This is a genomic window from Rhodobacter xanthinilyticus (assembly GCF_001856665.1).
In the GTDB taxonomy this organism is placed as follows: domain Bacteria; phylum Pseudomonadota; class Alphaproteobacteria; order Rhodobacterales; family Rhodobacteraceae; genus Rhodobacter; species Rhodobacter xanthinilyticus.
In genome coordinates this window covers 973588-991405 of the sequence record NZ_CP017781.1, presented here as the reverse complement: position 1 = coordinate 991405, position 17818 = coordinate 973588, and the positions used below count along the sequence as shown (strand labels likewise).

General features: G+C 66.3%; 18 protein-coding genes, 1 tRNA gene and 2 pseudogenes. 9 read left to right on the top strand and 12 right to left on the bottom strand.

Features of this window, described 5'->3' with window-relative positions:
• Positions 1–2 precede the first annotated feature (2 nt).
• From LPB142_RS04910 to LPB142_RS04890, 5 genes are all read right to left on the bottom strand, one after another.
• A complete protein-coding gene (locus LPB142_RS04910) occupies positions 3–920 on the bottom strand; it encodes a dihydrodipicolinate synthase family protein (protein ID WP_394328607.1) in 918 nt (305 codons plus the stop codon).
• Between the two features lie 198 nt (positions 921–1118).
• Entirely contained in the window at positions 1119–2198 is a 1080-nt protein-coding gene (locus LPB142_RS04905) for a hypothetical protein (RefSeq protein ID WP_071165691.1), read from the bottom strand.
• Between the two features lies 1 nt (position 2199).
• The gene (locus LPB142_RS04900; protein WP_071165690.1) at positions 2200–2547 is read right to left on the bottom strand and encodes a hypothetical protein; all 348 of its coding nucleotides are present in this window, start codon (positions 2545–2547) and stop codon (positions 2200–2202) included.
• Positions 2514–3791, bottom strand: a complete 1278-nt coding sequence (locus LPB142_RS04895; RefSeq protein WP_071165689.1) for a DUF1176 domain-containing protein — start codon at positions 3789–3791, stop codon at positions 2514–2516. The genes LPB142_RS04900 and LPB142_RS04895 overlap by 34 nt, the downstream gene beginning before the upstream one ends.
• Positions 3791–4606 carry a hypothetical protein gene (locus LPB142_RS04890; RefSeq protein WP_071165688.1) on the bottom strand — a complete coding sequence of 272 codons (816 nt, stop codon included), beginning with the start codon at positions 4604–4606 and terminating at the stop codon, positions 3791–3793. Before LPB142_RS04890 ends, LPB142_RS04895 begins: the two co-directional genes overlap by 1 nt.
• 223 nt (positions 4607–4829) lie before the next feature.
• Here LPB142_RS04890 and LPB142_RS04885 point away from each other — a divergent pair, with 223 nt between their 5' ends.
• Together LPB142_RS04885 and LPB142_RS04880 are read left to right on the top strand one after the other, a co-directional pair.
• A complete protein-coding gene (locus tag LPB142_RS04885; protein WP_068767901.1) occupies positions 4830–6194 on the top strand; it encodes an FAD-dependent oxidoreductase in 1365 nt (454 codons plus the stop codon).
• Between the two features lie 10 nt (positions 6195–6204).
• On the top strand, positions 6205–6567 hold the full coding sequence (locus LPB142_RS04880; RefSeq protein ID WP_068767900.1) for a DUF5368 domain-containing protein: 363 nt from the start codon (positions 6205–6207) through the stop codon (positions 6565–6567).
• A gap of 373 nt (positions 6568–6940) precedes the next feature.
• Here the strand turns inward: LPB142_RS04880 and LPB142_RS18950 are convergent.
• Together LPB142_RS18950 and LPB142_RS18360 are read right to left on the bottom strand one after the other, a co-directional pair.
• Positions 6941–7063, bottom strand: a pseudogene (locus tag LPB142_RS18950) (IS256 family transposase); the annotation flags it as partial.
• A gap of 116 nt (positions 7064–7179) precedes the next feature.
• Positions 7180–7766: pseudogene (locus LPB142_RS18360) on the bottom strand (IS5 family transposase); the annotation flags it as partial.
• Between the two features lie 29 nt (positions 7767–7795).
• On the opposite strand from LPB142_RS18360, the gene LPB142_RS04865 reads away from it, so the two are divergent.
• The 5 genes from LPB142_RS04865 to LPB142_RS04845 all read left to right on the top strand — a co-directional run bounded on the left by LPB142_RS04865 (position 7796) and on the right by LPB142_RS04845 (position 13942).
• Positions 7796–8374, top strand: coding sequence for a hypothetical protein (locus LPB142_RS04865; protein WP_156506817.1), 579 nt, complete (start codon positions 7796–7798; stop codon positions 8372–8374).
• Complete coding sequence (locus LPB142_RS04860; protein ID WP_071165686.1) at positions 8374–10170, top strand: hypothetical protein; 1797 nt, start codon at positions 8374–8376, stop codon at positions 10168–10170. Before LPB142_RS04865 ends, LPB142_RS04860 begins: the two co-directional genes overlap by 1 nt.
• Positions 10170–10847: a hypothetical protein gene (locus LPB142_RS04855; protein ID WP_068765935.1), complete on the top strand. Its 678-nt coding sequence runs from the start codon at positions 10170–10172 to the stop codon at positions 10845–10847. Before LPB142_RS04860 ends, LPB142_RS04855 begins: the two co-directional genes overlap by 1 nt.
• Before the next feature lie 8 nt (positions 10848–10855).
• On the top strand, positions 10856–11767 hold the full coding sequence (locus tag LPB142_RS04850) for a hypothetical protein (protein WP_071165685.1): 912 nt from the start codon (positions 10856–10858) through the stop codon (positions 11765–11767).
• Between the two features lie 291 nt (positions 11768–12058).
• Positions 12059–13942: an acyltransferase family protein gene (locus LPB142_RS04845; protein WP_083392593.1), complete on the top strand. Its 1884-nt coding sequence runs from the start codon at positions 12059–12061 to the stop codon at positions 13940–13942.
• A 183-nt stretch (positions 13943–14125) separates the two neighbouring features.
• On the opposite strand, the gene LPB142_RS04840 is transcribed toward LPB142_RS04845, so the two are convergent.
• A tRNA-Phe gene (locus LPB142_RS04840) sits at positions 14126–14201 on the bottom strand.
• Between the two features lie 245 nt (positions 14202–14446).
• Between LPB142_RS04840 and LPB142_RS04835 the strand changes: the two genes are divergently transcribed.
• Together LPB142_RS04835 and LPB142_RS04830 are read left to right on the top strand one after the other, a co-directional pair.
• A complete protein-coding gene (locus LPB142_RS04835) occupies positions 14447–15100 on the top strand; it encodes a CoA transferase subunit A (protein ID WP_071165683.1) in 654 nt (217 codons plus the stop codon).
• A gap of 11 nt (positions 15101–15111) precedes the next feature.
• Positions 15112–15765, top strand: a complete 654-nt coding sequence (locus LPB142_RS04830; protein WP_071165682.1) for a 3-oxoacid CoA-transferase subunit B — start codon at positions 15112–15114, stop codon at positions 15763–15765.
• A gap of 45 nt (positions 15766–15810) precedes the next feature.
• On the opposite strand, the gene yacG is transcribed toward LPB142_RS04830, so the two are convergent.
• Genes yacG through infA form a run of 4 tightly spaced genes read right to left on the bottom strand, consistent with a single transcriptional unit; the run spans position 15811 to position 17817 of the window.
• A complete protein-coding gene (gene yacG, locus LPB142_RS04825; RefSeq protein ID WP_071165681.1) occupies positions 15811–15993 on the bottom strand; it encodes a DNA gyrase inhibitor YacG in 183 nt (60 codons plus the stop codon).
• A complete protein-coding gene (locus LPB142_RS04820) occupies positions 15990–17030 on the bottom strand; it encodes a ribonuclease E/G (protein ID WP_071165680.1) in 1041 nt (346 codons plus the stop codon). The genes yacG and LPB142_RS04820 overlap by 4 nt, the downstream gene beginning before the upstream one ends.
• Positions 17027–17602, bottom strand: a complete 576-nt coding sequence (locus LPB142_RS04815) for a Maf family protein (protein ID WP_071165679.1) — start codon at positions 17600–17602, stop codon at positions 17027–17029. The genes LPB142_RS04820 and LPB142_RS04815 overlap by 4 nt, the downstream gene beginning before the upstream one ends.
• Complete coding sequence (gene infA, locus LPB142_RS04810; protein ID WP_036636451.1) at positions 17599–17817, bottom strand: translation initiation factor IF-1; 219 nt, start codon at positions 17815–17817, stop codon at positions 17599–17601. Before infA ends, LPB142_RS04815 begins: the two co-directional genes overlap by 4 nt.
• Between the last annotated feature and the right edge of the window lies 1 nt (position 17818).

Genomic DNA, 17818 nt, shown 5'->3' with positions numbered 1-17818 from the left:
GTTCAATTCCCTTCCATGATCGCGGCCACTGCCACTTTCAGCGTGCCGATCACCTGTTCAAGCGCGCGTTTCTCGTCCGTGTTCAGCCCCTTGAGCGGCGGCCGCATCGGGCCCGCGCGCAGCCCCGTGGTCGCCACCCCGTGCTTGACGCATTGGATGAACTTGCCGCCCTGTTCGAGCACCCGCATCAGCGGCAGCATCGCCGACATGATCCGCCGCCCCTTGGCGAAATCGCCGTCGATCACGCAGGTTTGGTAGAGCGCGATATGTTCCTCGGGCAGGAAATTCGAGCCCGCACAGATCCAGCTTCGCGCCCCCCAGGCGAAGAATTCGAGCGCCTGATCATCCATGCCGCACGACATCTGCAGATGCGGATAATCCCGCGCGAGAAGGTGCAAGCGGTTGATATCGCCTGAGCTTTCCTTGATCGCCACGATATTGCGCGACCGCCCCACCCGGTCGAGGAACTCGCGCCCCATCTCGACGCCCATCCGCCCCGGGTAGTTGTAGAGCACGATCGGCAGATCGGCGGCGCGGTCGATGGCCAGCGCGTTGAGCGCGTTTTCGCGCTCGGTCGGCACCGCATAGGGCGGCGAGCCCAGCAAGATCGCATCGGCCCCGATCTCGCGCGCGCCCACCGCCAGCGCGATCGAATCGGGCGTGCGCATCGCGCCGGTGCCGACGATGACCGGCAGCCGCCCCTTGACGCGCCCGGTCACGAACCGCGCAATCGCCAGACGTTCCTCGACGGTTTCGGCATAGTTTTCGCCGGTGGAGCCGCCCGAGATCAGCCCATGCACGCCGGCCCCGATCAGCCGCTCGATCAGATCGTCAAGCGCGGGGTAGTCGATCGCCCCATCGGCCGAAAACGGCGTGATGACGGGGGTATAGATGCCCTCGAGGCGCATCCGTGGCGGCATGGTTGGTCTCCCTGAAGGCGTCGGGCGCGCGTGGCCCGGTCCGGCATCGGCTCAGCTAAGGGCAAGGGCGGCCGCGCCGCAAAGGAGAATGTTCCCCAATGTCACATTAGAAAAGCTAATGCCTGAGGGCGCCCGGCCCCGGCACCGGCCGCCCCGTCTCGCGCCCATTGGCCCGCCGCGCCTGCGGGCCCACGCCTTTCAGGGCTCCGCGAGGCCGCCCTCCGACAGAGGCCCGCGCCAGATGCTCTGGTAATAGTCGAGGATCGCCTCGGGCCGGGCGCTGGCCTTTTCCCTGGTCGTATAGAGGCCCAGCCCCTCGGCGGCGCGGGCGCGCAGATAGTTCCAGGCCTCTTGCTCGCTGACCGTCCTGCTCGAGACCTCGGGGCTCTCGGTCTGCCCGCAGACATAGCGATATCTCCCGCCGGCCAGCTCCAGCCGCGACCATGTTTCGCGGTTGCCCGAGAGCGGCTGCGCGCCGATCCGGGCGAACATCGCCAGAACCTGCCCGCGCACGCTCCGCTCCGCCTCCGAGAGGGCGGGCGCGGCGGAGTTGGCGCGCGGCCCCGGCGCGGCCTTCGCCGCCTGCAAATGCGCTTCGAGCAGGGCCGCATACCGATCGGGCGGGGTCGCGCCGAGGGTGGCGGTCTGGTCATAGCCCAGCTCCGAGAGCCGCGCCGCATGGCAATGGCGCAGCGCGATCTCGGCATTGGGGCCGCACAGCGCCGCGCCCAGCCGCTCGCCCAGAACGATCTGCTCGCGGCCGAGCAGCCGCAGACGGAAGACCTGCGCCTTCGGGCGGAACTCCTCGCGCAGGAGGATGTTTTGCGGGCGAAGGCCCGCGGGCCGGCCGTGCGCCGCCCACTCCGGGTCGCGCCGCGCGATCTCGTCCCAGTCGATCACCTCGTCGCCGTAAACGGTCTTGGGCAGCAGGATCGTCGCCCCCTCGGCCAGCGGTTTGCGCGCCCCCTTGATGCCGATGCGCGCCCGGATCCGGCTCATCGGCGTGAAGCGGTCGATCGCGATCAGCGTCTCGACCAGGGCATCCTTCCACAGCGGCAGGCCATGGTCGTTGCAGATGACATCGGGCAGGAAAGCGGCGTCGCGCGTGCCGCGGAAATAGGGGGGATAGGCCTGTTGCTCGGTGGTCATCGCGGGCGTGCCCAGCGCGAGGCCGGACGCGCTCGAGAGCTCGGGATAGAGCCGGGGGTTGAGAAATTCGAGTTCGATATGGGGGTCGGCGGGGCGCGCCGGGCCGAGCACATGAAAATCCGGGCGCATCTCATTTCCCCTCCAGATTTGCGGCGACAAAGTTGAACCAGTCGGGCGGGCCGACGATGGTCAGCACCACCCAGGCCCGCCCGAGCCGATAGCCGACGAGGCTTTGCTCGGTGGCCCCGTGACGCGCGGCGAGCGCGGCGAAATTGGGCAAGACGGCGCAGTCGCCCTCAAGCGTCAGCCGGGCGGCCGCGGCGCGGTCGAGCGCCCCTTGCGCGCGGGCCGCCTTGAGCGTGTCGATCACCGCCGCGCGGGGGTTGCCGGTGCTGGCGCGGGTCAGATCGGCCGCGCGCTCCCAATGGCCGGCCGCGATCTCGGTCAGGTAATAATGCAGCCAGGGCCCGCCCTCCATGCAAACCTCGAAGGCGCGGGCGGGCTCTGCGGCCAGTCTCGCTGGTAAACCGGCACGGCTATCACCCGCGCCGGCGGGGCGCCCGGAACGGCGGCCACCGGTGCCGCGCCGCGCAGCACGAGCGCGGTCGGGCTACCCGCGCGCCCCTGCCGCTCATCCATGGCGCGGGCGAGCTCGCGCAGGGGCCCAAGCGAGAGATCCGCCCGCCTCTCGCCCGCCGTCACGGTCAGTTTCTCGCCCCCCAGAAGGGCGTCGAGCGCGGCGCCGATCCGCACCGGGGGCACCTCGACCCAGGGCATGCCCTCCATCGCCCCGGCGGCCTGCCGCAACGCAAAGCCGTCCGCCTCGGGGTGGAGCGGCCGCCCGTCGACCAGGACCGTCGCCCCCCCGACGGCGCCCCGGGCCGCGCCCCGGGCCGCGCTCATCAACACCACCCGCAGCACGACGGGCGCCCCCGGCCCGGCCTCCCTCTCGATCTCGACGCTGATCTCGGCCAGATCGCTCTGGATCAGACAGGTCCGGCCCGTGCCGCAGGTCAAGAGCCAATCGCCGCGGCGCAGGCTGGGCGAGGGCGGGTCTTGCGCGGGGGGCTCGGGCAGAGGCGGCGGGGTCTCGGCAAGGCGCAGCAGCGTGCTGATATCGGTGTCATAGGCGAGACCGTCAAAGCCGGGAAAGACCCGCGCGGCATAGCCGGCCACGCGCCCGGCGGTGGCGGGGTCGCCGCCCGCCTCCAGCGCGCGCGCCAGCAGGGCCAGCGCGCTGACCGCCTCGCCGCCGGTCTTCGCCAGGGTAAAGCCATTCAGCGCCGCCCCCGCCGCCATGTCGTAAAAGGCTTCGCGCGCAAAGACATCCGGGGTCGCCGTCGGCCTGCCGGCCGCGTCGTGATCGCCCAGCGCCATGTCGATGGCGATCTCGGCGAGCGTCAACCACTCCCACGCGCCCTTGCCCGGCCCGGCCTTCGCCAGCGCCACATCCAGCGCCGCGCGGATCACATTCGGGTCGTCCAGGCTCTCGTAATAGTCGAGGAAATCGGCCGCCTCGGGGTCGGCGATCGCGGCCGCGCCCGCCTCGGCCGCCAGCGCGTCGGCGCGGGCCACGATCCGGGTCGCATAGCCCATCACCGGCAAGAGCGAGGCGCGGTTGGTCATCGCAAGCGTGGGGCGGGCAAGGGCCAGCGGCTCGGCAAGCGCGGGGCCCGAGACCCCGAGCGCCAGAGCCACGGCCAGAAGAGAGCGGCGCATCATCACTCCTCCTTCGGGACGGCAAGAAACAGATCGGAGATCAGCTCCGGCGCGGCGCAGTCGAGCGCGCGGGCCTCGGAGACCCGGGCAAAGCCCTGCCCGGTCCAGAGAAAGACCTCCCGTCGCGGGCAAGCGCCCAGCCCTCGCCGCGCAGCGCCTGCCCCTCCTCGAGCGCGCTTGGCCCGGCCGGACGCCCCCCCCCCCCCGTCGAGCGCGGCCGCCAGCGCGACGAGCGCGGGATCGGCTTCAAGACCCGGCAGGCGGCGGGCCGTGGCGAGCGCCCGCGCGGCGGTCTCGGCATCCCCACCCGCCGCACGCAGCCGCGCGAGCGCGAGCGCCGCCCGTTGCACCGCGCCCGGGGTATCGGCCAACAAGAGTGCATTGGTCGCCGCCCCCGCGGCGAGCTCGCCCAAAGCCTCGCGGGCGAGCGGCCCGGGCCCGGCCCGCTCGCCCGCGCGCGCGGCCAGCCCGGCCAGCGCCCGCCAATCCTCCGCGCGCCCGGTCAGCTGCGCGGTGATCGCCTGCCCCTCGAGCGCCAGATGCCACCCCTCCTCCCCCTCGGGATCCTCCGCCTCGGGCTGCCAGGCCAGCACATCGGGCGCGGGCAGGTCATAGCTCTCGCGCCGCGTCATCGCCCAAAGGCGCAGCCTGTCGGCCTCGCGCAAGATCCCCGGCGCGGTCTCGGCAAAGGCAAGATCGGCGCGGCGGACAAGGGCCGGCTCGGCCGCGGCCGGCGCCGCCGTCAGGGCCAGCAGCCCCGCCGTCAGGGCCAGAAGCCCCGCCACCGGCAGGGTGAAAATGAACCGCCACTCCGGCATCCATGGCTCCTCCGCAATGAAGCCACTCTACCGCCCGCCGCCCGACGGCCCTCATTCAAGTGAATGACCCCGGCCCGCGCCCGGCCCGGCGGCGCCTGTGTGATTTTGCCGCGCAGGTGCGACAACTTATCCCTTAGGATGCCTCACGACCGCCTGTTTTCGGGTCGCAATCCGCGGCTCGCAATGATATTCAACAATCCGCATATAAAGGGAGATCACATCCATGTCCGACAATCAGGACTTCCGCCCCTCGCGGCGGGGTTTTCTGGGCCTTGCCGGGGGAGCGGCGATGCTCGGGCTCGCGGCACCCACGCCGGCCAAGGCGCAAGCTGTTGCCACCAAAGCGAAAATCGTCATTCTCGGGGCGGGGGCCGGCGGCACCGGCATGGCCAACCGCTTGGCCGAGCGGCTCGAGGGCGCCGAGATCACCATTCTCGATGCGCGCAAGCAGCACTGGTATCAGCCGGGCTTCACGCTGATCGCGGCCGGGCTCAAACCCGCCAGCTACTCGGTTTCGGGCACTGGCGACTGGCTCCCCGAGGGGGTGAAATGGATCGAGGAGGCCGCCGCCGGGATCGACCCCGAGGCGCAGATCGTCACCACCGCGAGCGGCACCAAACTGCCCTATGACTATCTGGTCGTCGCCACCGGGCTGAGCCTCGACTGGGCGGCGATCGAGGGGTTCTCGCTCGATCAGGTCGGCCAGAACGGCATCGGCGCGGTCTATGCCGGGCCGGATTACGCCGAGGCGACCTGGCGCGCGATGGATGCCTTTACCGCCAAGGGCGGCGTCGGGCTCTTCGGGCGCCCCGCGACCGAGATGAAATGCGCCGGCGCGCCGCTCAAATACACGTTCATCACCGATGATTACCTGCGCCGCAAGGGCACGCGCGAGGCCTCGCAGATCATCTATGCCGCCAATAACGAGGCGCTGTTCTCGGTGCCGGTGGTGAACGAGAAGGTGAAGCTGCTGTTTGGCGATCGCGGCTTCGACACCCGCTGGAACCATATCCTGACCGGCATCGACGCGGGCGCGAAGACCGCCTATTTCAAGGTGCCCGAGAAGCGCAGCCTTGCCGCCGATGGCTCGGTCGAGGTCACCCCCGAGAAGACCGAGGCGATCGCCTTTGATTTCACCAACGTGATCCCGCCGCAGCGCGCCCCCAAGGTGGTGCGCGAGTCGGGGCTGAGCTGGGCCGACAAATGGGTCGATCAGGGCTGGATCGAGGTCGATCAGGGCACCTTGCGCCATCTTCGCTACCCCAATGTCTTCGGCGTGGGCGACATCAACGGCGTGCCCAAGGGCAAGACCGCCGCCAGCGTGAAATGGCAAGTCGCCGTGGTCGAGGACCATCTGGTCTCCGAGATCGCCGGGCGGCAGGGCACCGAGGTCTACAACGGCTACACCTCCTGCCCGATGATCACCAAGATCGGCCGCGCGATGCTGATCGAATTCGATTACAAGAACAACCTCACCCCCTCCTTCCCCGGGGTGATCGCGCCGCTCGAGGAGCTGTGGATTTCCTGGCTGATGAAGGAAATCGCGCTCAAACCCACCTATAACGCGATGCTGCGCGGCAAGGCCTGAGGAGAGGATCATGAAGGAACTGACGCTGCAAACCCTGATCGCGGTTTTCGAGGAGATCTTCGGCCGGGGCCTGTTCTGGACCATGGTCGCGGTCGCGGCCGGGATCACGCTGGCCTATATCTTCGTGCTGATCCGCGACCGCCACCTGTCGGCGCGCAAATTCCTGACCGCGCAACTGTTCATGCCGGTGGGGGCGGTTGCCGCCGTGGTCTTCGTGCAATGGGTGACCCATTCGGGCCTTGGCGATATCGGCGGGCCGATCGACTGGATCGTGCTGCTCGGCGTCGCGGGCATGGGCGCGGTCGGGCTCGCGATCCTCGTCTACACGGTGCAGGCGCTGGTGGCGGGCAAGAGCCCGAAAGACAACGGCTGACCTGCCGCTTCGACCTAGCGACACGCCCAAAGGCGGCCCTCGGGCCGCCTTTTCCATGGCCCCGGGCCTCCCCGCGCGCAGGGCCATTTCGGCCGCTCGGTCTAAGCCGGGGCCGGACGGCCGGCTGGAGCGGACCCCGACAAGGACCAGACGCTCGGCCCAGGTCGCCGCCGATTGCAGCGCGGGCGGGCACGACCGCAGCGAGATCAGGGCTGATCCGGCGCCGGCGGCGCGGTGATCGGGGACGTATCTATCTCCACGCCAATATCCACACCGTCCTGCGCGCTCGCGTCACCTATTATGTGGTTTGTGAAGAAGTCGCCAACAAATCGATAGATATCGCGTCCCATCGGCGGGACATCGTGATAAGCGCCAGCAATCCGTCGACATCGGCCTCCATGATCAGCTGAAGCACGGCCTCGGCGATGCTGCGCAGGAAGTCTCCCTGATCGTGCTTTGCCAGAAGCTCGGACTGGTCCATGTTGGTCTTGGTCATCGGGGTCTCCGTGTGGTCCGTGGTTGAAGTCGCCAAACTCCACCTCGACCATACACCTCGATGGCCACCCGGGATTACACCGTCGACGGCGATGAAATTACACCACGTCCGCGGACACTAACACGGCCAGGGATGCAGGCGCGTATCCCCTTGTCTTTCAATGCTTCTCTGAACCAGTCGGCATCATACCCCCGATCGCCGAGCAGCCAATCGACCTTCGGCAGGCTGCTGAGCAGCGCTCGCGCGCCGATGTAGTCGCTGACTTGTCCGGCGGTGACGAAGAGGTTGAGCGGCCGGCCCTGGCTGTCGCAGATAGCGTGCAGTTTAGTGTTCATGCCTCCCTTCGTCCGACCGATCAGGCGTCCACGCCCCCCTTTTTCACGCCCAAACTGGTCGCTGTTCGGTGGGCCTTGAGGTAGGTCGCGTCGATCATCACGGTCTTCGTCTCGCTGTGCTCGGCAGCCAGACCGGCCATCATTCGCGCGAAGATGCCCTTGTCGCTCCATCGTTTCCAACGGTTGTAGAGCGTCTTGTGTGGACCATAGGCGATGGGGGCATCCCGCCACCGCAAGCCGTTGCGATTGATGAAGATAATCCCACTCAGCACACGTCGGTCATCGACGCGTGGCCTGCCGTGTGACTTGGGAAAGAAGGGCTCAAGACGCGCCATCTGGGCGTCGGTCAGCCAAAACAGATCAGACATGTTCACCGCTCGTTTTCGAACCGTGAATCATGCCATCCCTAGGAAATCAATGGGGCCTGACCCTAGACCGCGCTACCGACGCGGTCGGCAAGCCCGTCGCCGTCGAAGCCGGTCAGAGCTACACCCGCGTGCTCGGCGCCTCGCGCGCCAACAAGGTCCAGGCCGGGAACCTCAACGACCCGGCGCCCTGGAGCGCCGCGCCGGGCTGGTCGATCGCCGGTGGCCTCGCGACCCATGCGCCCGGTGCGACCGGGGCACTCTCTCAAGCCCTGACGTTGCTCGAAGGGCGCGCCTATCGGATCGCCATCACCATCTCCGGCCACAGCACTGGCAGCCTGACGCCCTGTCTGGCCGGGGGGACCGAGACCCTGGGCGCCCCGATCAGCGCCGACGGGCGTCAGCTCGACCGGCTCCTCTGTGCCGCCGGAAACGACCGGATCGAGTTGCGGCCGAGCGCCGATTTCGACGGCTCCGTCGATCAGGTCGTCGTCTATCTCGAGGCCACCGCCTGCCTCGATCCGGGCACACATTACGTCTGGCTCGAGGCCCGCAATGCCAAGGGCCTCGGCGGCGCCGTCACTGGCCCCATCACAATTGAGGTAATCTAATGACCGATAGCACCACCACGCACGATCTGTTGGCGGTCTCGCTCGCGGACGAGGTGATCGTCAACCGCGATGGGAGCACCGCGCGCCAGTCGATCGGCAACCTGGCGGCCCAGATCTGGGGGCTCGGCGATACCGACCCGATCGCGGCCGCCACCTCCGCTGCAGCCGAGGCTGCGCAGACCGCCGAGATCGCCGCCGCCGCTGCTGAGGCCGCGCTCGATGCGACGGTCCCGGCGGGCGGCTGGGATTACGCCCCTGCCGATCTGACGGCGCTCGCGGCAATCACCGGCATGACCGAGGGCGCGCGCGCCTATGTCGTATCGGAGCAGGAGGTCTACCGATATGACGGCGCCGGGTGGATTGCGACGGGCGAAAACCCGCTGAGCGGATATGCTCGCGCGGACGCGCCGGGGCTAGTCGTCGGGGCGACGGGCGACGAGAATATCGCATATGCGTTGACGTTCGATGACCTAATCCGCACCTGGGTTCAGGTGGCGCCAGATGGGGGGCTCACCGATCACGCCAGAGATCAGGTCATGGCCGCGCTTTCGCCGTTCATCTCGGCTGACAAATTCCTCCACCGACGCGATGGGCCGACCGGAACCGCGAACGTGCAGTTTGGGTTTGTGACTGAGGATCTGATCCGCACATGGTTGGAGGTGGCGGAGGACTACGGACCGAGTGACTACGCCATTCAGCGTCTGCGTGCGGCGCTTGAGCCGTATTTTTCGGCGGCGGCAGATACTGTTCTGGTCGGGGCTGCGGTGCCGATCACCGGACTCAACTCCGCGCCGTCCATATCGTCGCCATGGCGCGAACACCCGATTGTTCGCAAGCTCGATGTCAATCCGATTATTGATTTCGCGGGCCAATCCGCCGAGTCGATCATGCGGCCATTTCTGGTGGATCTGTCACAATCCGGCGAATCCGGATATGCGCTGGTCTATTCCACCGACCACGCGGAGGACGCCGATAGCGGGATCTATGCATTCCATACGCTCGATCCGATCAATGGCCCGTGGACGGACCTCGGGCGCATCTTCGACACAACGCAGACGGACGGTCAGCAGGTCGAAACCCCGTCGATCATGTGGGATGAGGTGAACAGCCGCTGGCTGATGTATTATCAGGTCAAATTTTTCACGGGGTCGCGTGGGTCACAGGTGACATGCGTTGCCACGTCCCCCACGTTTTTCTCCTCGGGAACAACCCCTGCAACGTGGACCTTCCTGCAAAAGACCCATGATGTTAATCTGAGCTCGTGTTACCCAAGTGAGGGCGCAACGCTTGGGGATGGGCACAGTGGGTATTTCAAGCCATTCCGGCACGCGGGGCGCTGGTATGGCTACGGGCTCATGGGTGGCACTGATAACAGCACTATGGCGTTTTGGCTCTCGAATGATGGCCTCGAGTGGATGTATCACCCGAAAATCATCCAGCACATGCACCCGCAACTGAGCCATCTGAGCGGCTACAATGTCGCGGGCTATGTGTTCTCGGTGCACAGTTCGGTCGTGATCGAGCGCTCTGGCGTCAAGTGGATCGTTGGCCGCGCGTCTCAGGTTGCATCTGGTGGCGCGGAGGTGACGAACATCAGAACGGTAGCCATGCCTATTGGTGATGATGGGGTGTCTTTTGGTAGAGCAATCGACATTACGCCACCGGATCAGGCGTGGGAGGACGCTGGACGCGGGGTCGAGAGCATCGGGAGCGGCGTCATGTATCAGGGGCGGCTAATCTGCCCTTATCGTAACAACGGCGCTCAAGGTGCGTTCGGTCTGTTGGAGATCCTGTAATGCTGCAACTCGATTTTCGCGGTCGCGTCATTGAGCCCGGATACCTGTCGAAAACGCTCGGTGGCGATCTGGATAGTCGGGGGATCCCTGATCTGTGGGAGATTCCGACGACCGGGGGTTACGCTGGGGTGACGGTATCTGATCCCGTCGATGGCACCTATCTCAGCCAATATATGGGCAAGATCATGTCGCGAGCGGCTGGGTCTCCCGGCCCAATCAGGGTGCAAGGGCCAGTCATCAGGACAACCTACGGCATGGGCGGGATTTACACGTCGGCACATGTCATTGGGCTCGGCACCACGTCCATGTCGTTCAAGATGGGCCTGCTATCCGACGACAGTCAAACCGGTGTCTATGTCGAGCATAGCGGCTCACAGGCGTATCTGACCCGCGTAACCGGCGGCGTCGTGACGCGGCAGGCTATTGCGCTGGACCTCAACGGGAACGTGGACCATGCACAGATTGGCATCTGGGTGACCCGCAATCAACGCCCTGAGCCTAACGATTGGACAGTGACGCTTGAGGTCAACGGGGGGCTGCGCGAGCAACTGTCTGGGGACCGGAATTATATGTCGATCGCATCCGTCCGGCCGGTCGTTGAATGGGTCTACTCCGGCACCAATGCTGTTAGCCGGACAATCTGCAACCATATCGCCAAAATTTATTGGCAGAACTGAGGTGTGACGTGACTTCTCGAGTTTCTATCGGCGCCATCGCGCCGACCACGACCGGCACCGTCATCGGCTTTGATGAGGGTCAGCTTGTGCACGGCGCTATCTCGTATATCGAGCCTGCGCGAGACGAGCTGATCGCCGTTCCGGCACTCAGCGATCGCGTGACTAACTGGGCCAAATCGTCGTTTTGCAAATTGTCTGGCGCCAGTCTTGCGGATGCCGACGGACGGCTCGCTGAAAATAGTTTTGCTGCTGGCGAGGCACTGTTCGAGCTCACGTCGGCTGGCGCCCTGCATTGCGCAATCAATCAGAGCATCGCGGCGCAAACGCACGGGGTAGAGATCGGGCACTCTCAGGAGGTGTTGGACTACATGGCGGCCAACGTCGGCCACGTCTTCTATGCCGATTTCCTGACGGCTCCGACATCTCTCAACGCCTACAGTGCAACAATCACCTATACCTCGGTTGGTTGGGATTGTCTGATCGGTGACCGCAACGTCACCGATGAGCTCGATCTGTTTGTGGGGTTCAAAATCGTTCCGTCGAGCGCCGTCGGGCAGAGATATTACCGTCCGAATGCGGTATCATCGACCGTGCTGGGGGTGGCCGGCTCGAACCCGTCCACCGATACTCGCTGGCACTTTGCCACGGCGCGGGAGGTCACGAGCGGTCTTGACTTCACCAACTACCGCGCATCGTTTCGATGGCGCGGGTCGCGGGCATGGTCTGGCGGCAGCGTGAACGGCAATGTCGGCGGGCAGAGCCATGTATTCTACTCGTCATACATCGAGGATCTGACGGTCTCTGGGCGCCCGTATTCGTCAGTTTACGCGATGCGCGCGGCGCAGATCGCTGCCGATTTCGGAGCGGGTGGGCGCTACTACGGCGAGAGCTGGACTAACCCGGCGTCGGTGGTGTGGTGATGCCGCTGCGTCCGGCCGGTGGCAGCACCGTCTTGCGGAGGGGATCAGGATGCAACATGAGAGCACCGCCACACCGAGTTTTTGACTTTGAGCTTGGGAGCCCCGCCCCGCAAAGCTAAAGTGTTCCCATTACGCGGCCAGGGCGCCTGGCTTAGCAACAGGATTTCAAATGACGCGAAATTACCGCCCAGATATTGACGGCCTCCGAGCCATTGCAGTGCTTGCTGTCGTATTCGCTCATGCCAAAGTGCCTTACTTTGACGGTGGCTACATAGGCGTCGATGTGTTCTTCTGATTTCCGGTTACCTGATCACCGGGATCCTGTTCAAGGAGGTATCAACCGACCGTTTCTCGATCTTCGGTTTCTACGAGCGGCGGATGAAGCGGATCCTGCCTGCGCTCTATGCGATGGTCGCGGTGATCTCGGTCATATGCTGGTTCCTGCTGATGCCCGTCGATTACAAGGAATATGGCGAGAGCCTGGCAGGCGTCGGCTTGTTCATCTCCAATTTCTATTTCTTCATCAAGAGCGGTTACTTTGAAACGTCTTCCGAGTTCCGCCCGTTGCTCCACACCTGGTCGCTGGGGGTCGAGGAGCAGTTCTACATCGTCTTTCCCTTGCTGCTCTGGCTCTTGGCGCGTCTTCGGCTCTTGCATAGAGCGGTGCCAATTCTCGCGGTGCTTTGGCTGGTCTCTCTGCTGTCCAACGAGTTTGGATCCGTGAATGGCAGGTTCTATCTCCCCTGGTTTCGCGCTTGGGAGTTGCTTACAGGGAGTCTGATCGCCATCCTCCTTCGCGGAGAGGGTATCCGCCTGCCCGCGACCGCGCGACAGATCCTGGGCGCGGCCGCAGTGCTGATGATTATCGCGCCGATCTTCCTCTATACGCCCGAGACCCCGTTTCCGGGGCTGACGGCCTTGCCGCCGGTGCTCGGCGCCGCGCTGCTGATCAAGCTGGGTGAAGGCACCCCGAACAGCTTGCCGCTTGGCAGCCGTGCCTTGGCACTGCGTCCCGTGGTCTATATCGGCAAGATCTCATACTCGCTCTATCTCTGGCATTGGCCGCCGCTGGTTTTCTTGCGGTATGGTTCCCCGGCAGAGCCCTCGCCCATGGCGGAGCTGGGAGCCGTTGTCCTGGCCTTCGGGATGGCTGTCCTGTCTTATCACTACGTCGAACAGCCGATCCGAAAGGCGGAAGGGTTGAGCCGGCGTTTCGTCCTGGCCTCTGGCACGGCAGCTTGCCTGATAGCCCTGGTCTTCGGTGCATCGGCGAGGGTCTTCGATGGCCTGCCGGGGCGGCTGCCGGACCAGGTTGCCGCGATCAGCCAAACCGGCCTGGACATCAACCCGGATCGCAACCGGTGCGACTCGCGCTTCTTCGAGACGCTCGAAAACGGTCGTCCTTGCGTAGGCGGCGCGAAAGGGGCGGTGCCGACCTTCGCCGTCGTCGGGGATAGCTTCGCGGACGCGATGACGCCTGCGGTTCTGAAAGCCGGTGAAACCATTGGCTTGGCGGGGTATCAGATCACGTTCGGCGGCTGCTATCCGCTGTTGGGGGTATCGGGCGCCGGGTCGAAATGTGGCGACTATTTCCAGCGCGCAGCCGACTTCCTCGCCGAACATGACGAGATCACGCATGTCGTGCTGATCGCGCGCTGGAGCAGCGCCTATGAGGCGTCCCGCTTCGGCTTGAATGCGGGGAGCGGGCACTACATCACCGACGCCAAACACACCGGCCATAGCCTGGACGATACCCGCGGCGCGGTCCACGATGGGCTGATCCGGATGATCGAGGCCGTCGGCGACAAGCAGATCGCCATCGCGGCGTTCATCCCGGAGCAAGCCATGAACGTCCCCAGATCCGCCGGCGTCGCCCGACTTTTCGGCAGACAAACGGACCTCGGCATCTCCAAGACGACCTTCGAGGTCCGTCAGACCCATGCGCGCGCCTCGTTGTCGGCGGTGTCGAAGCAGACCGGAGCAGAGCTTGTCGATGTGGGCCGGGTGATGTGCAATGCAGACTCATGCCCCGCCACGCGTGAGGACGGCCTGCCGCTCTATGTCGACGACAACCATGTAAGCCGCACGACCGCTGTTGCCCTCGCCCCGCTGTTCTTGGATTTCTTGGCGCGCACCCCAGCCCGTGTCGATGCGCCAGCCACTGCAAGCCAGTAGCCCCTTTCGGCGTCTTGGCGATCATCGCGGCTGGACGGGTTGCATAAGTGCGTCAGAAATCAGGGGGTGGAAAAAAATTCCGTCCGGAAGCTGGTGCGCCATTGTCCGAAAGCTGCCGCGCCGCCACACAGAAACGCCTTCTGTTCAAGGTCTTGCACGAAATTTGAGGCTTGGATTTTGAAGTGGTGCCCAGAGCCGGAATCGAACCAGCGACACGCGGATTTTCAATCCGCTGCTCTACCAACTGAGCTATCTGGGCACCGGGCCATCGGCGTTGCCGGGTCGGCGTTGGTGGGGGGTTACTAGACGAGGGCGCGGGGCCTGTCCAGAGGGTTTTGCGGATTTTTCGCCCTGATGCGCGAAAATTTTGCCAAGGCTCGGCGCCCGCCGCCGGCGCTTGGTGCGGCACCGCACGCCGGCTCTGCGCCTCGGCCCTTGTTTCGCGCCTCGAACCGAGCCAAGCTCCGAGAAAGGCGGGATTTTTCCCCGCCGGGAGGAGAGGATATGAAAACCGCCCTGACCGCCGCGGCCGCCGCGGAGCTGATCCCTGACGGTGCGAGCCTGCTGATCGGCGGGTTCATGGGGGTCGGCACCCCGAACCGCATCCTCGATGCGCTGGTGGCGCGGGGCGCGCGCGATCTCACCGTGATCACCAATGACACCGCCCGCCCCGGCCAGGGCATCGGCAAGCTGATCCGCGCGGGCGCGGTGGCGCGCCTCGTGACCTCGCATATCGGCCTCAACCCCGAGACCCAGGCCGGCATGATCGACGGCACGATCGCGGTGGAGCTGGTGCCGCAGGGCACGCTGATCGAGCAGATCCGCTCGGGCGGCATGGGGCTTGGCGGCGTGCTCACCCCCACCGGCCTTGGCACCGAGATCGAGGCGGGCCGTCAGGTGATCGAGGTCGAGGGCAAGCGCTACCTGCTCTTCCCGCCGATCACCGCCGATTTCGCGCTGATCGGGGCGTTGCAGGCCGATGGCTTTGGCAACCTGACCTATGAGCTCACCGCGCATAATTTCAACCCGATCATCGCGCTCGCCGGGCGCCGGGTGATCGCCGAGGCCGAGCTGATCGTGCCGGTGGGCACGATCCCGCCCGATGCGGTGAAAACCCCGGGGGTTCTGGTCGACCACCTGCTGAGCCGGGCCGTGTGAGGGAGAGGACGATGAGCGAGAAAGATCTGATTGCGAAACGGGTGGCGCGCGAGCTCGCGCCGGGCAGCCTCGTCAACCTCGGGATCGGCCTGCCGAGCCTCGTGGCGAAATATGTGCCGCCCGGGCATGGCGTGTTTTTCCAAAGCGAAAACGGCATGATCGGCCTTGGCGCGCCGCCGCCGATCGGGCTCGAGGACCCGCATATGACCGATGCGGGCGGCAATTTCGCCTCGATCGTGCCGGGCGCGGCCTCGATCGACAGCGCGATGAGCTTCGGGCTGATCCGCGGCGGGCATGTCGATGTGACGGTGCTCGGCGGGCTCGAGGTCGACGAGGCGGGGCATCTGGCGAACTGGAAGGTGCCGGGCAAGCGCGTGCCGGGGATGGGCGGCGCGATGGATCTCGTGGCCGGCGCCGCGCGGGTGATCGTGGCGATGCAGCATTGCGTGGGCGGGGTGTCGAAGATCGTGCCGGTCTGCACGCTGCCGCTGACCGCGCAGCGGCGCATCGATCTGATCGTGACCGAGCTTGCGGTGATCGCGCCGACCGAGGCGGGGCTGGTGCTGCGCGAGCGCGCGCCGGGGGTGAGCACCGAGGCGGTGATCGCGGCAACGGCGGCGCGGCTGATCGTCGAGGGCGAGGTGCCGGAATTCGCCTGCGATTGAGCGGCGTTTACGCAAGCGCGGCCGGATTGAGCCGCGCTTGTCCGCTCAGTTCGGCCGCACCGGGCGCGCGAGCTCGTCGGAGGGCGCGCGCTCCTCTTCCTCGGCCAGATCGCCCGGGATCACATAGGAGCCCTTGAGCCAGCGCGCCAGATCGACATCGGCGCAGCGCTTCGAGCAGAACGGGCGGTATGTCTCCGCCGCCGGCTTGCCGCAGATCGGGCAGCTCATTGCCGCCCCCCGAGCACCTGCGCGAGCGCCACCCGGTCGCGTTTGCGCACGAGCTCGAAGAGCCCGAGCGGCGTCCAGCCGGCAAGGCTCGTCTCCGCCGCCTCGCCCTTGAACGCGCCGCGGATCTGTTGCTCGAGCACAGCGCGGTCGCGTTTCGGCATCGGCGCGAAATCGATCACAACCTGCCCGCCGAGCCCCTTGAGCCGCAAAATGCGCGGCAGCGCGCGCGCCGCCGCGATATTGGCCTTGAGCGCGGCCGCGGGCGAAGTATCGGCGCCGGTATTCACATCGACCGCAACCAGCGCGCGGGTCGGCTCCACCATCATATGCCCGCCGCCGGGCAGATCGATGCGCGCCGCGAGCACCGCGTCGATCGCCTCGAGCACGCCATGATCCTCGAACCCCTCGACAACCTCGTCGGGCGCGGGCTCGGCCCAGTCGCGCCAGGCCGCTTCATGGGGGCCGGGCGCATCGACCAGAAGCTCGGGCTCGCCCGTGGTATCGGCGAGAACCGCCTCGGCCAGCTCGCGCATCGCGGCGATATCCTCGACGAGCTCGCCCTCCTCGGCGTCTTCGGCGGCCGAGCGCAGGATCAGCCCCATCTCGGAGCCCTCCATCACCACCGCCGCGATCGCCTGCAGCCCCTCGCGGGTCTCGGCGTCATGGATGCGGCGCGAGACGTTGATCCCCGGCGCGCCGGGGGTGACGATCGCGTAGCGGCTCTTGAACAAAAGCCGTAGCGCCACCGGCAAAGCCTTGCCCGGCTCGGTGCCGCCCGAGACCTGCACGAGCACGTCCTGGCCGGGCGCCAAGCCCTTGACCTCGCGCAGAAATCCCTTCTCGCCGCCGGGCAGGCGCACGAACACGCCGCCCTGCCCCTTCATCTGCCGCTCGATCCGCCCGCGGCAGATCGCGCCGGGCGCGAGCGCCACCACATCGGAGGTATCGACGAGCAGATCCTCGAGCGCGCCATCGACCATCAACGCAGCGGCCTCGAGCCCCGCAACCTCGCCCAGAACGACGATCCGGCCCTTCATGGCATCTCCTTCGCGAAAACTCCGGCGGCGGCCAGCAGCGTCGCGGTTTCCGCGAGCGGCAGGCCGACGACGCCGGTGAACGAGCCCTGGATCCAGGGGATGAACGCCCCGGCCCGGCCCTGGATGGCATAACCGCCCGCCTTGCCGCGCCACTCGCCCGAGGCGAGATAGCCGTTCACATCGGCGTTCGAGAGCGGCCGGAAGCGCACCACCGTATCGACGAGGCGCGCGCGCAGCCCGCCCGCGTCGCGCACCGCGACCGCGGTCAGCACATGGTGGCGGCGCCCCGAGAGAAGCCACAGGAACTCCGCGGCCTCTTTCTCATCGGCGGGTTTTCCGAGGATCCGGCGCCCGCAGGTCACCGTGGTATCGGCCGCGAGGATCACCTCATCCGCGCCCAGATCCAGCGCCATCGCCTTTTCGCGCGCCATCCGGGCGACATAGGCGCGCGGGTCTTCGCCGCGCGCGGGTGTCTCGTCGATATCGGCCGGGCGCACGGCCTCGGGCACCAGCCCGAGCTGCGCCAGCAATTCGAGCCGCCGCGGGCTCGCCGATCCGAGGATCAGCTTCACTTGAAGCGGTAGTTGATACGACCTTTCGAGAGGTCGTAGGTGTTCATTTCCACCTGAACCTTGTCGCCGGCGAGAACGCGGATGCGGTTTTTCCGCATCTTCCCTGCCATATGCGCGATGATCTCATGGCCGTTTTCCAGCTCGACCCTGAACGTCGCATTGGGCAGGAGTTCCTTCACGACGCCGGGGAATTCGAGCATTTCTTCCTTGGCCATG

Excerpts from the sequence above, each read along its gene's own strand:
- LPB142_RS04900 (WP_071165690.1), bottom strand. The coding sequence starts at position 2,547 with ATGGAGGGCGGGCCCTGGCTGCATTATTACCTGACCGAGATCGCGGCC.
- LPB142_RS04905 (WP_071165691.1), bottom strand. The coding sequence starts at position 2,198 with ATGCGCCCGGATTTTCATGTGCTCGGCCCGGCGCGCCCCGCCGACCCC.
- LPB142_RS04835 (WP_071165683.1), top strand. The coding sequence starts at position 14,447 with ATGAAAACCGCCCTGACCGCCGCGGCCGCCGCGGAGCTGATCCCTGAC.
- LPB142_RS04890 (WP_071165688.1), bottom strand. The coding sequence starts at position 4,606 with ATGCCGGAGTGGCGGTTCATTTTCACCCTGCCGGTGGCGGGGCTTCTG.
- yacG (WP_071165681.1), bottom strand. The coding sequence starts at position 15,993 with ATGAGCTGCCCGATCTGCGGCAAGCCGGCGGCGGAGACATACCGCCCG.
- LPB142_RS04820 (WP_071165680.1), bottom strand. The coding sequence starts at position 17,030 with ATGAAGGGCCGGATCGTCGTTCTGGGCGAGGTTGCGGGGCTCGAGGCC.
- infA (WP_036636451.1), bottom strand. The coding sequence starts at position 17,817 with ATGGCCAAGGAAGAAATGCTCGAATTCCCCGGCGTCGTGAAGGAACTC.
- LPB142_RS04830 (WP_071165682.1), top strand. The coding sequence starts at position 15,112 with ATGAGCGAGAAAGATCTGATTGCGAAACGGGTGGCGCGCGAGCTCGCG.
- LPB142_RS04865 (WP_156506817.1), top strand. The coding sequence starts at position 7,796 with ATGCCATCCCTAGGAAATCAATGGGGCCTGACCCTAGACCGCGCTACC.
- LPB142_RS04880 (WP_068767900.1), top strand. The coding sequence starts at position 6,205 with ATGAAGGAACTGACGCTGCAAACCCTGATCGCGGTTTTCGAGGAGATC.
- LPB142_RS04860 (WP_071165686.1), top strand. The coding sequence starts at position 8,374 with ATGACCGATAGCACCACCACGCACGATCTGTTGGCGGTCTCGCTCGCG.
- LPB142_RS04895 (WP_071165689.1), bottom strand. The coding sequence starts at position 3,791 with ATGATGCGCCGCTCTCTTCTGGCCGTGGCTCTGGCGCTCGGGGTCTCG.
- LPB142_RS04910 (WP_394328607.1), bottom strand. The coding sequence starts at position 920 with ATGCCGCCACGGATGCGCCTCGAGGGCATCTATACCCCCGTCATCACG.
- LPB142_RS04855 (WP_068765935.1), top strand. The coding sequence starts at position 10,170 with ATGCTGCAACTCGATTTTCGCGGTCGCGTCATTGAGCCCGGATACCTG.
- LPB142_RS04885 (WP_068767901.1), top strand. The coding sequence starts at position 4,830 with ATGTCCGACAATCAGGACTTCCGCCCCTCGCGGCGGGGTTTTCTGGGC.